Origin of the sequence: Candidatus Fokinia solitaria (assembly GCF_003072485.1) — a bacterium.
GTDB lineage: Bacteria > Pseudomonadota > Alphaproteobacteria > Rickettsiales > Midichloriaceae > Fokinia > Fokinia solitaria.
Genome location: NZ_CP025989.1, coordinates 195,754 through 210,358, shown reverse-complemented (window position 1 = coordinate 210,358; position 14,605 = coordinate 195,754). Strand labels below are relative to the sequence as shown.

General features: G+C 35.7%; 16 protein-coding genes and 1 tRNA gene. 8 read left to right on the top strand and 9 right to left on the bottom strand.

Annotated features, from left to right (window positions below; translation table 11 throughout):
* The first annotated feature begins 26 nt into the window (after positions 1-26).
* From Fsol_RS01025 to Fsol_RS01005, 5 genes are all read left to right on the top strand, one after another.
* A complete protein-coding gene (locus Fsol_RS01025) occupies positions 27-902 on the top strand; it encodes a bifunctional 5,10-methylenetetrahydrofolate dehydrogenase/5,10-methenyltetrahydrofolate cyclohydrolase (protein ID WP_108673053.1) in 876 nt (291 codons plus the stop codon).
* A gap of 60 nt (positions 903-962) precedes the next feature.
* Positions 963-1,781 (top strand): TrbG/VirB9 family P-type conjugative transfer protein, encoded by an 819-nt coding sequence (locus Fsol_RS01020; protein ID WP_108673052.1) that lies wholly within the window; start codon positions 963-965, stop codon positions 1,779-1,781.
* Positions 1,782-1,860: 79 nt separating this feature from the next.
* Entirely contained in the window at positions 1,861-2,280 is a 420-nt protein-coding gene (gene rplP, locus Fsol_RS01015) for a 50S ribosomal protein L16 (protein ID WP_108673051.1), read from the top strand.
* 10 nt (positions 2,281-2,290) lie between these two features.
* On the top strand, positions 2,291-2,473 hold the full coding sequence (rpmC, locus tag Fsol_RS01010; RefSeq protein WP_108673050.1) for a 50S ribosomal protein L29: 183 nt from the start codon (positions 2,291-2,293) through the stop codon (positions 2,471-2,473).
* 62 nt (positions 2,474-2,535) lie between these two features.
* A complete protein-coding gene (locus tag Fsol_RS01005) occupies positions 2,536-3,315 on the top strand; it encodes a hypothetical protein (RefSeq protein WP_108673049.1) in 780 nt (259 codons plus the stop codon).
* A 59-nt stretch (positions 3,316-3,374) separates the two neighbouring features.
* Here Fsol_RS01005 and Fsol_RS01000 read toward each other — a convergent pair whose 3' ends face one another.
* The 8 genes from Fsol_RS01000 to cgtA all read right to left on the bottom strand — a co-directional run bounded on the left by Fsol_RS01000 (position 3,375) and on the right by cgtA (position 11,896).
* Entirely contained in the window at positions 3,375-3,671 is a 297-nt protein-coding gene (locus tag Fsol_RS01000) for a hypothetical protein (RefSeq protein WP_145958099.1), read from the bottom strand.
* Positions 3,672-3,755: 84 nt separating this feature from the next.
* Complete coding sequence (locus Fsol_RS00995) at positions 3,756-5,036, bottom strand: TraB/TrbI/VirB10 family type IV secretion system protein (protein ID WP_108673047.1); 1,281 nt, start codon at positions 5,034-5,036, stop codon at positions 3,756-3,758.
* A gap of 6 nt (positions 5,037-5,042) precedes the next feature.
* Positions 5,043-5,786, bottom strand: coding sequence for a TrbG/VirB9 family P-type conjugative transfer protein (locus tag Fsol_RS00990; protein WP_108673046.1), 744 nt, complete (start codon positions 5,784-5,786; stop codon positions 5,043-5,045).
* A gap of 177 nt (positions 5,787-5,963) precedes the next feature.
* Positions 5,964-7,472, bottom strand: coding sequence for an acyl-CoA carboxylase subunit beta (locus Fsol_RS00985; RefSeq protein ID WP_108673045.1), 1,509 nt, complete (start codon positions 7,470-7,472; stop codon positions 5,964-5,966).
* A gap of 92 nt (positions 7,473-7,564) precedes the next feature.
* On the bottom strand, positions 7,565-8,341 hold the full coding sequence (locus Fsol_RS00980; RefSeq protein WP_108673044.1) for a hypothetical protein: 777 nt from the start codon (positions 8,339-8,341) through the stop codon (positions 7,565-7,567).
* 170 nt (positions 8,342-8,511) lie between these two features.
* Positions 8,512-8,790, bottom strand: a complete 279-nt coding sequence (locus Fsol_RS00975; RefSeq protein ID WP_108673043.1) for a hypothetical protein — start codon at positions 8,788-8,790, stop codon at positions 8,512-8,514.
* A gap of 111 nt (positions 8,791-8,901) precedes the next feature.
* On the bottom strand, positions 8,902-10,908 hold the full coding sequence (locus tag Fsol_RS00970; protein WP_199405096.1) for an acetyl-CoA carboxylase biotin carboxylase subunit: 2,007 nt from the start codon (positions 10,906-10,908) through the stop codon (positions 8,902-8,904).
* Positions 10,901-11,896, bottom strand: coding sequence for an Obg family GTPase CgtA (gene cgtA, locus Fsol_RS00965; protein WP_108673042.1), 996 nt, complete (start codon positions 11,894-11,896; stop codon positions 10,901-10,903). Before cgtA ends, Fsol_RS00970 begins: the two co-directional genes overlap by 8 nt.
* 97 nt (positions 11,897-11,993) lie before the next feature.
* On the opposite strand from cgtA, the gene Fsol_RS00960 reads away from it, so the two are divergent.
* From Fsol_RS00960 to uppS, 3 genes are all read left to right on the top strand, one after another.
* On the top strand, positions 11,994-12,638 hold the full coding sequence (locus tag Fsol_RS00960) for a carbonic anhydrase (RefSeq protein WP_108673041.1): 645 nt from the start codon (positions 11,994-11,996) through the stop codon (positions 12,636-12,638).
* An 80-nt stretch (positions 12,639-12,718) separates the two neighbouring features.
* Positions 12,719-12,805, top strand: a tRNA-Leu gene (locus tag Fsol_RS00955).
* A gap of 33 nt (positions 12,806-12,838) precedes the next feature.
* Positions 12,839-13,522 (top strand): polyprenyl diphosphate synthase, encoded by a 684-nt coding sequence (gene uppS, locus Fsol_RS00950; protein WP_108673040.1) that lies wholly within the window; start codon positions 12,839-12,841, stop codon positions 13,520-13,522.
* Positions 13,523-13,533: 11 nt separating this feature from the next.
* On the opposite strand, the gene pheS is transcribed toward uppS, so the two are convergent.
* Positions 13,534-14,589 carry a phenylalanine--tRNA ligase subunit alpha gene (gene pheS / locus Fsol_RS00945; RefSeq protein WP_108673039.1) on the bottom strand — a complete coding sequence of 352 codons (1,056 nt, stop codon included), beginning with the start codon at positions 14,587-14,589 and terminating at the stop codon, positions 13,534-13,536.
* Positions 14,590-14,605 lie beyond the last annotated feature (16 nt).

Genomic DNA, 14,605 nt, shown 5'->3' with positions numbered 1-14,605 from the left:
AATGCTACACGATTTAAGTTACTAACATGCAATCTTCGAAAATTATAAATGGTACTAGTTATGCAGAAGAAATTTTTACGCTATTGAGAGAGGAAATACGTAATCTCAAAAAACTTAATATCGTACCTTGCATCACTGCTATAATGGTAGGTGACAATCCAAGCAGCGATACTTATGTCAGAATAAAAAAAGCTAAAGCAAAAGAACTTGGTATAGAATTTCATATACTGAAATTTGGAGAAGATGCTTCATTGAAGCAACTATCCGATACTATATCTGAGGTAAACGAAAATTCTAAAGTAAACGGTATAATAGTACAAATGCCTTTACCGCAGCATATGCTGGAAGATTCTCACATGCTACTTAATATGATATCGCCACATAAAGATATCGACGCTTTAAATACATACAATATCGGCGGTCTCATATCCGGCACATCTCATATATCACCGTGCACTCCGCAAGGTATAATATATATGCTAAAGAAGCTATTTCACAGCAATATTCAAGGAATGAATGCGGTAATCATAGGAAGATCGAAAATTGTTGGATTACCATTGAGTCATATGCTATTACGCGAAAACTGCACGGTCAGCATATTGCACAGTAATACAAAGGATATAGTACAGCATACAAAAAATGCCGATATATTAATCGCTGCAATTGGCAAGAAACATTTTGTCAAATCACATATGATAAAGGAAGGTGCATGCGTGATAGATGTAGGCATAACACGGTACAATTCTAAACTATACGGAGATGTAGATTTTGATGATTTATATCAGAAAGTATCCTTCATTTCTCCCGTACCTGGAGGAGTTGGCCCTATGACTGTGGCATGCCTCATGAAAAACGCAATCACATTAACAAAGCTACAGCATAATCTCGCAATTAAATCATAATTGATAATGTAATAATATGGCTTTATCATACTCGCAATATAATCAAGCTTAGTGAAGCTCATGAAATTTCTGAAAACTATTGCACTATTAGTAGTATGTAGTGCTTTTTCACTTTCGTACTCAAGCGCTGCAAATATCACTCCAATGCCTCTTAATAAAGACGGGCGCATAAAGCTTATACACTATAAACCGAACTCTGTAATAAAGTTCGTAGGTCATTACTTGTATAATTCAATCATAGAATTTGCACCTGATGAGAAAATCGAAACTATATTGATGGGGATTTCAAGTGGATGGCAGTTACATCCTGAAGGTAATAGGATATTTCTCAAACCTATTAATGATAATGCAGAAACGAACATGACTGTAATCACCAATATGAGGATGTACTTTTTCGAAATGCATGCCGAAGAAGCTAAAGGAGTAGATGATCCTAATATAGCGTTTGTAACAAAGTTTGTTTATGCGCAGCTTATAACAGATTTTCCGTCAAATGCATCTTCTAGTACAACGGGCGCAATGCATCAGCGCGTAGATACCCCGCCGGATTTGAGTAAACCTTCTCTTTATAACTTTAGATATCAGATAAGCGGTATTGCAATGTCGATAGAACCAGTACTGATATTTGACGATGGATATTTTACTTATTTCAGATTTAAAGAAATGAATGGTTCTATACCTGCGATATTTGCAGTAAATGATAAATTAGAAGAAGCTATGGTAAATTACAGAATCAGTTATGGATACGTCGTTGTGGAAAGAGTGGCAAATAGATTTACGTTGAGAAACGGAAAAGATGTAATATGTGTTTTTAACGATGGATACTATAGACAAAGCGATACCTTTAAGGAAATTATGAATATCACAAACATGAGTTAGACGCTTTAATTACGCCATAAGATGATTGACTGCAAAAATTTTTCCCGTATTATCAGACTCGTAGTGTTTTTTTTTAGATATGTTTTCGCCTAAAAAAACGAAATTTCGTAAAGCATTTAAAGGAAAAATCAAAGGTGCAGCTTCAAGCGGCACTGAGCTTTCTTTTGGCTCGTACGGATTGAAAGCGCTTGAACCGGAGCGCATAACAGCAAGACAGATTGAAGCTGCAAGGGTAGCAATAAACAAGAAGCTTGAACGTGCTGGAAAGTTATGGATAAGAATATTTCCTGATATTCCGGTATCAAAGAAGCCAGCTGAGGTAAGAATGGGCGGCGGTAAAGGTGGTGTAGAGTACTGGGTCTGTCGAGTCAAGCCAGGTAAGGTATTGTTCGAACTCGATGGAGTTACTGAACAACAGGCACGGGCAGCCTTCAGCTCTGCAGAAGCAAGACTGCCTATCAAGACAAAATTTGTCAAGCATATGTTTAATGTAAATTAATATTATTTATATGAAATTCAGCGAGCTACATGGTAAAACTCTAGAAGAGTTGAAGAAGATAGAACTAGAACTGAGAGGTACACTTCTAGCAAAGCGTTTATCAAAGAATGTTGCTGGCTATAAGTTCGTCAGACGCGACATCGCTAGAGTAAAAACTATGATTACCAGTATTTGTAAAAAGAAGGTAAGTTAAGCGCTATAGCTTTTTTGAACTACGCATTGTAGTTCTTGATTTGCTTGTTTCTGTAGTACCTTATGAAGCTTTCTGTTATTACAGGTAAAATTGGTAGCGGTAAGAGTACCATACTATCGTCTATTAGAGATTTAGGCGGCGTCTGTTATTCTATGGATGAGCTTTCGAACATCGTATTACAAGTTTTATTAGTTGAAGAAGTACTTGCATTTTGCGGCGATCAGGCTGTACTTATAAGTGATAACATTCAGATATCTCACGTATATCAGTCAATATTTGAAGCATGGAAGCGATTCCCTGATGAAAATATCAACGATTTCATATTACAAAAACAGCATGGTCAATCAATCAATCTCACAAAAAGACTTGCAACTCTAAAAGCACTTACGCAAAGAAATGCACCACTTCCGCCTATTATCGATAAGAAGAAACTTACTACTGCTATTCTAGACAAACCATTCTTGCTTCAGCAACTAGAAGATATGATATATCCTATTACGCTACGTCTAGCGTTACACTATCTTCATCAAGAATTTTCACTTCATCGTACTACATTGTATCTCGAACATCCTCTCGTAAAACTCGATACTTTACTAAATGAATTACAAAACGTGTTATACCGATTTTTTATCATAGAAATTAACGCAAATTTGAGAAAATCTCGCCTTCATCATAGAAACGTAGATACCTCTCTATTACAGATCTTAGAAGAGAAACAAGATACCGAATTATCAGTACTACTACAACGTGCAAAATCGCAGATTACAAGACTCCATGGCAATACCAGTTCTCTATCTGCAAGACAAATCATATCTGTTAGCGAAAAAAGCCACACCTCCTAAGATAGGTCAATTTCACACGACATAATAAAAAGTAAACGCCCTTCCGTCACAGCCATCCCTTACTTAAGAGTAGCTTGAATCTCTTTAGTGCATTGCGTTACTACTTCCTTAATATGCTTTACATTATGCTTTGTTAATTTAGAAGCAGAAGTGATAGATAATACTTCTTTCAGCAAAGAAAGTAATTTCTTAAGCTTCATCTCATATAAAATAACCGATCTATAATTAGAGTTCTGCACCTCGATATCAGGCTCTGATACAATATCATCCAGCTCTAACACATCAGCGCTTATTCCTTTTAGCACTCCTGAAGAAAGCATATGCTTCACTTTATCTACAGCGTCACTCTTATGCATAAGTACAGCACAAATACTATAATACAAAAATTATACCTCTAACCACTTTAAACGCAATACACTCTATCCACCAAGTATTTATTACTACTCATCTCCAAAGTACATATCTTTGGATACAAATATATTAATAGCTGCACCTTGATCGACTTTCATGATAATCTGCTGTGGAAATCGATTATTAACAACATTGTTTGCGACGCTTTGAAATGAACTAGAAGCTTGAGAAAGTGCTTGAGAAAGTGCAGTAGTGGTTGTTGTGACTCCATTATTGTTACCTCCACTATTCGATACAACTTCAGAATCACTTTGATCTGTCATCTTATACGTTATGATAGGCACTATGAAAGATAATAAAAACGCACTTGCTAGCTGCCCTGCCCAATGATCATCCATATATCCTTGTACACCTAAACGCCCTAATTTATCGCTAGATTTCGCATCTATCTTAATATCGATACCAGTAGGTGTAATCAATCTATTCCATATCACCGCAACTGTAACCTGCCCTGCGGTACCTTGCGCTGAATAAGTTCCTACTACTCTTGATCCTTTCGGTATTAAAACATTTCTACCATTTTCAGAATATACATCTCTAGAAATGACTGCTCTTATAATGCCTGGATCTGAAAGTGCAGTACTGATCGCATTCTCTAATACTCCTTCAATAATTTTTCCTTGTAACAGAGTTCTATCTAAATCTGACAATTTCATTGCCATTGTTTTTGGAGAATCGGAAGGCTTCATTTTGACCTTATCTATTACTCCTCCATCAAAACCAAGAAATTGCTGATTATTAGAGTTCTTATCTTGTGTTTTACTGCTTCCTCCAAATACTATCATATTCTCTCCAAGAAGCTTCGAAATATCTTTTGTTCCCTTTATAGCCTTACCTACTGCTTCAGCATTTTGTGTAACCGGCATACTTTGCAATTCATTTTCATTATTATGCTGCACTTTTACAGATTCTGGCGCATTATCTTGAGATTCTTCATTACTTGATACTATAGCTGCAACTGGAGGTAACGGCACAGAGACTTTTGGAGGTTCTAATTGCGCAAGCGTAGGTGCGACACTTTGAGGCGCTGGTTGCTCAGGTAAAGTGATAACTTCTGCTTGCAATACCGCGGCATCTACCACTGGCGCTTTAGGCTTTTCTTTAGTTCTAAAAAATAGCGAATAAAGAATGATCACAAGAAGAACTATGATACATCCAACTACAATCTGATGAGAGAGAGGAAGGTTGAGAAATTTCGCAAGAACAGTGTTATTTAATGAGTTCTTCACTACTTGCTGCTTGTTATCTTTTTTATCCTCTGCAACATTTTGAGATTTAGTTGTTTTCTCGTTTTGCGTATTATTTTTCATATGCTTTTAACGAAGATTTTGAATGACTACCGCTTCATCACCAATCTTGACAAAGAAATTCTTTGCCACTGTATTTACAACGTAATAATTTTTCACCTTTTGCACTGTTAAAGGCTTCAATTCTTGTCCATTTAATAGGAAAATTTTAGGAGTTTGAGTTGAAGCTTTATATTGAAAGTACGTACTATTAGAGTCATCAAAAACAGTGGAAGGATAAGCATTTTTATTTCCTCTTACCATTAGATAATTGAAGTTATAAGGCACAATCTCTTTCACAGGCTCTTCTGATTGCTCAATCTGCTTAGTAAGAAGTTTTTTATCATCATTTTGATTTGTATCTGGATAAAAGAATCTAATTACATATGCAAAACTATCATCCAATTGATTGGCAAAATTACGAGTTTCAATTTCGAAATAGTATTTTCTCTTATTAGTAATAACTGTCATATTTGTCGTAACATCATCTTCTATCGGCTTTATAAACAGAGTATTACCAACAACGGAGAGTTGCCATGCATAGCTATTACCTAATGAGTAAGTTTGTAGTATCTCTCCTTCTCCAAATTCTATACTAGTTTGATATCCTTGAGATAGAACGAGAGGAAAAACTTGATTCGGACTGTAGACGAATTTCTGAATCCTCCTATCTATTGTAAGAGAATTATCATACTGTATAGCCGATGAAGAGAGTGGTAATAACAAAGCTAGTACGCAAAAATAAGCTATAGCACCTTTTTTTCCAAAATACATTATTACGTAATTTATTATCTATACAGAAATACATTGTATAGATTCTTTTAGTGCTAAACAGAAAAAGCAATACAATTTATTGAAAAAAGCAATTTTCTTATGGACTTTGCTACTTATAACGACGATACACTTCTCTCTTTGAAGATTTTGCTTATACTTTTAGTTTAGAAAAGTATTTTATAATGGCATATTGCTATGTTTTTTATCTATTTGTTGCACTTTTTTATCACTCAACATAGCGAAAGCATTACATATTTTAGAGCGAGTTTTATAAGGCTCTATCACATCATCTAAAAAACCTCTTGAAGCTGCTATTTCAGGAGAAGCGAACGCTTGCTGATACTCAAGTATTTTCTGATTTGCATCTTTTTCAGAAAGATTATGCTTCTTATACAACACCGATACAGCACCCTTCGCGCCCATTACAGCAATCTCCGTATTGCACCAAGAGTAATTTATATCTCCTGCTAAGTGTTTAGAACTCATCACTATGTATGCACCACCATAAGCTTTTCTTACTATCAAAGTTACTTTAGGCACTGTTGCTTCAGCATACGCAAAGAGAAGCTTTGCACCATGCATTATAATACCGGAATATTCTTGCTTTACTCCAGGTAAAAAACCTGGCACATCCACTAATGTTAGAATTGGAATATTCATAGCATCACAGAATCTCACAAATCTTGCAGCTTTCAAAGAAGCATTAACGTCTAAACACCCTGCTATTTGAGTTGGTTGATTAGCTACTATACCTACCGTTCTACCGTCAAAACGGCCAAATCCTACTATTATGTTCTTTGCAAAATCCTTCTTTATTTCAAAAAAATCTCCTTCATCTACTATTTTTTCAATTATATGCTTCATATCATATGAACGTGATGAACTCTCCGGAATAATCTTATTTAAGGCCATTATTGGTCTATCTATCGGATCTGTAGTACTACGAATTGGCATATTCGAATTATAACTTGAAGGTAGGAAATCTAATAACCTTTTAGTTTGCTTCAAAGCCTCAATATCATTTTCAAATCTACAATCCGCGACACCACTCGTCATTGTATGTATCTTGGAACCACCAAGCTTCTCATGAGTAACATCTTCATTAGTTACACTTCTCACTACATCAGGTCCAGTGAGATACATGTACGATGTCTGCTCTACCATAAATATAAAATCTGTTAGCGCGGGAGAGTAAACAGCGCCACCAGCACATGGCCCCATTATAACGGAAATCTGAGGAATTACTCCGGAAGCTTTGACATTACGAAGAAAGATCTCTCCATATCCCGCTAAAGAATCTACTCCTTCTTGAATTCTTGCACCACCGGAATCATTGATAAATACGAGAGGACAGCCTATTTTTACCGCTAAATCTTGCATTTTATTGATCTTTTTCGCTTGCATTTCGCCTAACGATCCACCCATCACAGTAAAATCTTGACTACATACGACTACATTTCTGCCGTTAACAGTTCCCCATCCTGTTACTACACCGTCACCAAGCGTGACTGAATTCTGCATATCGAAGTTATTACATCTATGATGTACAAATGCATCTACTTCTTCAAAAGAATTATGATCTAAAAGGACTTGTATTCTCTCTCTTGCACTCAACTTACCTCTAACATGCTGTTTTTCTGCAGCTACTGACTCTGCTTTCGAGATACCGATAAATTTATCTATCATGCGCGCCTATATTTACCTTATGTAGCTGTTTATACAGCATTTTGAACTTTTAAACAAATGTTTTAGCTGCAATTGCATAGTGCTTTTCTATATTATATCTCCGTTTCCGTAATATATAAGAATTCTGGCATTACTGGTGCTTCTTCTTCGATTGCATTTACAACCTCTTCTCTCAAAAAATGGAGATTTTCTATCATATTTACCGTATTTCCAATAATAACTTTATGAATTGGATCATTCTTACCATAAAGGCTTTTTCCCGTAGTAGCGGCATTATCAAGTAATTTCGATAATGATTTCATACCATCAGAAAGCGCATTACAGAGTGTAGATTTCTCTTGTGCATCACATACTGAAACAGAATCACGTACTTTCTGTGCGGTACTCTTTGGATTTTTAAATGCAGACAATCCATAACTATCACCTAATGCGTCTAACATGTTGCCAGCAACATTTAATTCTTTACTCAGAGATTCTTTATAAAGATCCTGCACAAAAGTGGTTATCTTAGATAGAGCGCCACTTTGAGTAAATTCGAAATTTTTTGCTTCAAATATTGCGAAATCAAATGTGCCTCTTAAATGCGCATAATATTGAGATTGATATACGTTAGACACAATACGCGAGAATATTGTACCATCACTAAAATCATTCAATTCATTGTAATGCTTACTCAGTAAATGCTGAAGTTGCTTCACGTTAATAGAAGAATCACGATACGATAAACTATCACAGTAAATCGAAGACAGCTTCTCATTTATATTTCTCAAATAAGGACTAGGTGTCTCAAAGATCGAAGCTTTACATGGAGAATGTTTACTATCGTGATGAAGTGTAAAAGAAAGCGTTTTAGTAGTAGAAAGAAACATGATATAAAAAATATAGAAAAATAATTAACATCTACGAAATAGTATATATCTCTCTATATAGTACGACTGAATTTTCTAACATAAAAAGATATATTGTAGTAATATCTTAATATATTATCTTAATATTGTCTAGAAATTTTTACTTATAAAATGTATAATGCGCGGAAATCTCAAGAATTCTTCTCTAATCTTTCTAAATATTCTTTTAAGATTTTAATATCATCGTAATTAATTTCATTATTACAATCACTTTTTTCTGGCGCGAAATCCTTATTATTAGAGAGTGATTTATAGAAATTGCATTGAACTGCAGAAAGCTTACCAAGAATCTCCACTATCGAAGCAATATAACATACCTGCTCTCCACTATCATCGTTAACTGCAGCAGTGATATTTTTAAACAAGATAGCACATATCCTATTGCTAATCTCTGATATTTTTTCATACATCTGCACTTGTGTATCAAAAAACTTCTTTTTAGTAGCTATTATCGATGTATAAAATATGCATGCACTTTCATAGCTGTAACAGCTACTACTCTATACTGGAAGTCCTTCAAATCACTTTTTACTCTCTAACTCTACCAATATATCTCCAGCTGAAACCGAATCACCTACCTCAACATTAATTGAAGTGACACATCCATCTACTGCACTATGTAACACATTTTCCATTTTCATAGCTTCCAAAGCTATTACAGGCTGCCCTTTCACAACATCATCTCCTTCTTGAATCAAGATATTCGTTACAATACCGGAGATACTTGCGATAATATTGCCAGAATCTTCATCACTCTTAGGCTCTTTCATATATTTTAGCATTTCCGCTGCATACGGAGTATATATCTTGGTATCTACAGTAAAATCCATGAAAGTCAGCTGAACACTAGAAGAATTATAATGAGAAATAACCTGTAAACTATACTCTTTTTCATTGACGGTACATTGAAACAAATGGCTACCTACCATCCATTTTGCGGAAATATCAAATCTACGATTCTCTATGGAAACCTTATAGCCATCTTGAATCTCATGCACTACTACTGGATACAGATGATTGCGCATGGAAATCACCCATCTTGTACCAATCCAAGTGACATCTCCGTGCTTTCTTCTATACGCAGTTGCGAGATTTCTTTTATGGTATGTAAGAAATATATAGCTTGCAGCGCTTAATAAAACAGCATTTCTCTCATCTTCTATAGAAAAAGTATCTTCCTGTATAAATAGTTCATCATCTATGAAATTCGTAGATATCTCGCCAGTAATAAACTTCGGATGAGAGAACACTTTTTGTAGAAATGAGCTGATATTATGAGACACTCCCGTGATTACGTACTCGCTTAGCGCGATCCTCATCTTTTCTATTGCACTCTCTCGATCTTCACTCCATACACATACCTTGCTGATCATAGGATCGTAAAAAGGAGTGACACTACTGCCTTCTCTGACGCCTTCATCGATTCTTAACCAATCCTTTTTCTCCGGCTTTACGTAAGTTAGTATTTTACCAGTAGATGGAATAAACCCGGAAAGAGTATCTTCAGCATATACTCTACTCTCTAGTGCCCATCCGTTACATTTTATATCACTCTGTTTAATGTTCAGTTTCTCACCTCTTGCTACAATTATCATCAACTCCACTAAATCTACACCGGTGATCAACTCTGTGACAGGATGTTCTACCTGTAATCTAGTATTCATCTCCATAAAATAGAAATTTTTCCTCTCATCTACAATGAACTCAACAGTTCCTGCCGAGTAGTATCCAACTTTTTTAGCAAGTGCTATAGACTGTCCATACATCTTTTTTCTCATTTTCTCATCTACAAAAATACTCGGCGCTTCTTCGATAATTTTCTGATGCCTTCTCTGTATTGAGCACTCTCTTTCATATAAACATACGTAATTTCCATGCGTATCTCCAATTACTTGAATTTCTATATGTCTAGGATTTTTAATATATTTTTCTATAAACACTCTCTCATCTGCAAAGTTATTCTTTGCTTCATTCTTGGTAGAGCCAAAAGCCATTTCCATACTTTCAGGAGTACTGACTACTCTCATACCTTTTCCCCCTCCTCCCGCAGCAGCTTTCAACATTACCGGATAGCCTATTTTTTTCGCTATCTTTAATGCATTTTCCAAATTCTTTACTTGCCCTTGTCCACCTGGCACTATGTTGACTCCTGTTTCTGCAGCTATCTTTTTTGCAAGTACTTTATCTCCCATTTTTCTTATAGATTCCGAAGAAGGACCTATAAATGTTATGCCATTTTTTCGCATTAACTCTGCAAATCCTGCATTCTCGGACAAAAAGCCATATCCTGGATGGACTGCATCTGCACCTGTGCTTTTCACTGCATACAATATCTTCTTTGCATTTAAATAACTTAGCTGCGCTGTAGAAGCGCCTATATATACAGCTTGATCTGCCATTGATACATGCATGCTATCGAAATCACTCTCACTATAGACTGCAACTGTTTTAATACCCATACGCTTAGCAGTACGTATTATGCGACACGCTATCTCCCCTCTATTCGCTACAAGTATTTTATTAATCATGGCACTCAATTAATTCTATAGCTTTCAGAATTGCTTTACGCATTGTATCACGTGCTACATACGTACACTGCATTACTTCACGTGAGATACTATTTATAAAAGTATTTTGCAATACGGTAACTGCATCCTCTGAAATCAGATCGCATTTACTAAGCACTACTAATTCTTTCTTCTCCACAAGAGTTGGAGAGTATTTTGCAAGCTCATTACGTATGGTATAATATGAAGCAATTGGATCCTGATCTGTGGCATCTACAACATGTATTAGCACATTACATCTTTCAATGTGCTTCAAAAATCTATCTCCTAAGCCTAAACCTTCACTCGCACCTTCTATTAGTCCAGGTATATCAGCAAGTACAACTTCTGTATTCATATCTATTCTAAATACTCCAAGTTGAGGCGAAAGAGTAGTAAATGGATAATCGCGTACTTTCGGCTTTGCATCAGTCACCATTGAAAGAAATGTGGACTTTCCCGCATTAGGAAGTCCAATAATACCTATATCTGAAAGAAGCTTTAAACTAAGCCATATTGAAAATGTATCACCTTTTTTTCCTTTTATTGCTTTCGTAGGTGCGCGCGACGTAGAACTCTTGAAACACGCATTACCTGCACCTCCTAAACCACCTTTAGCTATCATCACTCTCTCTCCGTCTTTTTCTAAATCATGCATTAAATATGAATATGTGTCATCAAATACTTGAGTACCTGTCGGCACTGTAATAATTAAATCATCACCACTCACACCAGTCTTATTATTACCACTTCCATTAGCACCATTAGTACTTATGAAATGTTGCTTATAACGAAAACTAGCTAACGTAGTCATACTATCATCTGCAATCAAAACTATGTTGCCTCCACTACCTCCATTACCTCCATCTGGTCCGCCAAACTCAATAAACTTTGCTCTATGAAAACTCACCGCTCCATTACCTCCATCACCAGCTTTCAGATGTATCTTCACTTCATCTATAAAGAACATATTTGACTTTAAACGAAAATTATTGTTATAGCCTACTACTATCTGTAAGCACGGTCAAATTTATAAAGTTTCGAAGATATCATATTATCATAACAGTATGAACAGAAGGAAAAATATCGAGAATCTCAGAGAAGGATATCACATTTTTAAAAACACCTATTTACCGCAACATAAAGAATTATTTAGTAAGTTATATCAACAAAATCAAAATCCAAGCGTGTTAGTAATATCATGCTCAGACTCTCGAGTAGAGCCATCTATTATAATGCAATGCTCACCAGGTGAGATATTTGTAATACGAAACGTAGCTAATATAGTACCGCCGTATGAGAAAGATGGAAATTATCACGGTACTAGTGCAGCATTAGAATTCGGAGTAACTGCTTTAAATATCGCGCACATACTAATACTTGGACATAGAAAATGTGGAGGTATCGAAAAACTTATGACTACCAAGTATCGTAATAACAACAGCATGGCATTTTTGGAAAAATGGATGAGTATTTTCGAAGATGTAAAAAGAGAAGTAGAAAATGATGGTATTTCGATGTCGATAGAGGAGAAGATTTTGCTATGTGAAGAACGCGGTATTGTAAAATCTATACAAAATCTTCATACATTTCCTTGGATAAAAGAAAGAGTAATGCAGCAAAAGCTATTCATACATGGATGGCTTTTTGATATTGCAACAGGTGAAATGCTAGAATACAAAGCTGATACCAATCGCTTTACAGCATTATAAAGTCATAACTCACAATGAGAGATTGCATGCTAAAATCATAGTTGAAGAATTGAAGTCTTATGGTTAGTATCTGAGATAATGCGATCGTGGTGGAATTGGTAGACACGCAACGTTGAGGTCGTTGTTTCCGCAAGGAATTGAAAGTTCGAGTCTTTTCGATCGCACCACTTACTCCATGCAAGCATTTTTCTCACGATAATATGAACAGCATTCCTGAGCACGTAGGGATTATAATGGACGGAAATGGCAGATGGAGTACGAGAAATTGCATCAATCTGAAAGACTCATATTCGAGAGGAGCGGAAGTCGCAATCAACACTATCAAAGAATGTATAAGAATCGAAATAAAGCATCTTACTCTCTTTGCATTTTCCATAAATAATTGGAAACGTAATAAAAGCGTCGTAGATCTGATAATGAGTATAGGCGAACAATTTATCGATAACCTTCTAGACGTATGTTTAACAGTGAAAATCACCTTTATAGGAGAAATTAGCAGCTTAAGCGATTCTATCAAAAGTAAGATTGCTTTAGCGGAGAAAACTAGAAATGAAGGAAGCATGCGACTATATATCGCATTAAACTACGATGGCAAACATGAAATCTACAATGGTGTAAAAACATTACTAGCAAAGCATCGAGATGATAATCTCGTAATGGAAGATTTGAATAAATATATCAATCCGCATAACATCCCCGAAATGGATCTAATGATCCGCACTGGAGGAGATAAAAGACTAAGCGGTTTCATGACATGGCTTTCAACTTTCTCTGAACTGTATTTTACAGATACGTTATGGCCGGATTTCAGTAGTAAAGAACTAGAAGAAGCAATTCTGTACTACAGAACAAGGAAAAGAAACTTCGGAGATAGTAGAATTTAGCGCTAACGTTACTATAACCCTGTAAGCCACCTATAATCAGAATTGAAGAACTGTCTTATATCGCAAATTTGATGCTTTAGCATCGCAAGCCTTTCTATACCGCCTCCTAGCGCAAAGCCGCGAACTTTTTTCGAATCGATCTGACATGCAGTAAGTACATTTCTATGTATCAAGCCACAGCCTAAAAGCTCTATCCATTTATTACCTTCTTTGTGATACTGAATAGATCCGCTATCCTGATCTATAAAGCATTTTAGATCTACCTCAAAAGACGGCTCTGTGAACGGAAAGTAAGATGAGCGAAATCTAATTGGAAGATCAGAAGTCTGAAAAAACATTGATAAAAATGCTTTTACAAATCGTATCATATCTACAACGCTTACATTTTCACACTGTACATTGAAGCACTCATATTGATGAAACATCGGTGTGTGAGTTGCATCGTAATCAGAACGATAGACTTTACCAATTGAAGCTTTCTTGCAAGGTAAAGTCTTTTCATCACTTAAGTATCTAATTTGAGTAGTAGTAGTGTGAGTACGTAATAAAAGTCCATTAGTTGAATGTGATACATAGAAAGTATCATGCATATTTCGCGCAGGATGTCCTTCTGGCATATTAAGCGCAGTAAAATTATACCAATCATTTTCTACTTCTGTACCTTCTAACATGCCATATCCTAAAATTTTAAATATCTCCGTCACATTTTGTATTGTGGAAGATACTATATGCTCGCTACCTATATAATTACCGCTTAATCTACCAGGAATTGTCACATCTATTTCTTCTTTCTTCATTTTTACATCTGCTTCCAAAACCTTCAAACGATTTTTCAGCTCTAAAATGGCATCATTTACCTCTTTGATAGCAGTATTAACTGCCTGTCCGAATTGCTTTCTGTCCTGATCGCGCACTTTCGCAATTGAAGATGCAATGCTTGAAATAGCGCCACTTCTACCTAAATACTTCACTCTTATACCTTCTACCTCCTCCGTTGTCGTAACACGGCATATTTCTTCTCTAAAATTTGATAGTGCTTCGGATAATAGCTCTAGAAACTCTTGCATAATCTGTAAAAACTTA

Excerpts from the sequence above, each read along its gene's own strand:
- Fsol_RS01025 (WP_108673053.1), top strand. The coding sequence starts at position 27 with ATGCAATCTTCGAAAATTATAAATGGTACTAGTTATGCAGAAGAAATT.
- Fsol_RS01020 (WP_108673052.1), top strand. The coding sequence starts at position 963 with ATGAAATTTCTGAAAACTATTGCACTATTAGTAGTATGTAGTGCTTTT.
- rplP (WP_108673051.1), top strand. The coding sequence starts at position 1,861 with ATGTTTTCGCCTAAAAAAACGAAATTTCGTAAAGCATTTAAAGGAAAA.
- rpmC (WP_108673050.1), top strand. The coding sequence starts at position 2,291 with ATGAAATTCAGCGAGCTACATGGTAAAACTCTAGAAGAGTTGAAGAAG.
- Fsol_RS01005 (WP_108673049.1), top strand. The coding sequence starts at position 2,536 with ATGAAGCTTTCTGTTATTACAGGTAAAATTGGTAGCGGTAAGAGTACC.
- Fsol_RS01000 (WP_145958099.1), bottom strand. The coding sequence starts at position 3,671 with ATGCATAAGAGTGACGCTGTAGATAAAGTGAAGCATATGCTTTCTTCA.
- Fsol_RS00995 (WP_108673047.1), bottom strand. The coding sequence starts at position 5,036 with ATGAAAAATAATACGCAAAACGAGAAAACAACTAAATCTCAAAATGTT.
- Fsol_RS00990 (WP_108673046.1), bottom strand. The coding sequence starts at position 5,786 with ATGTATTTTGGAAAAAAAGGTGCTATAGCTTATTTTTGCGTACTAGCT.
- Fsol_RS00985 (WP_108673045.1), bottom strand. The coding sequence starts at position 7,472 with ATGATAGATAAATTTATCGGTATCTCGAAAGCAGAGTCAGTAGCTGCA.
- Fsol_RS00980 (WP_108673044.1), bottom strand. The coding sequence starts at position 8,341 with ATGTTTCTTTCTACTACTAAAACGCTTTCTTTTACACTTCATCACGAT.
- Fsol_RS00975 (WP_108673043.1), bottom strand. The coding sequence starts at position 8,790 with ATGTATGAAAAAATATCAGAGATTAGCAATAGGATATGTGCTATCTTG.
- Fsol_RS00970 (WP_199405096.1), bottom strand. The coding sequence starts at position 10,908 with ATGATTAATAAAATACTTGTAGCGAATAGAGGGGAGATAGCGTGTCGC.
- cgtA (WP_108673042.1), bottom strand. The coding sequence starts at position 11,896 with ATGTTCTTTATAGATGAAGTGAAGATACATCTGAAAGCTGGTGATGGA.
- Fsol_RS00960 (WP_108673041.1), top strand. The coding sequence starts at position 11,994 with ATGAACAGAAGGAAAAATATCGAGAATCTCAGAGAAGGATATCACATT.
- uppS (WP_108673040.1), top strand. The coding sequence starts at position 12,839 with ATGAACAGCATTCCTGAGCACGTAGGGATTATAATGGACGGAAATGGC.
- pheS (WP_108673039.1), bottom strand. The coding sequence starts at position 14,589 with ATGCAAGAGTTTCTAGAGCTATTATCCGAAGCACTATCAAATTTTAGA.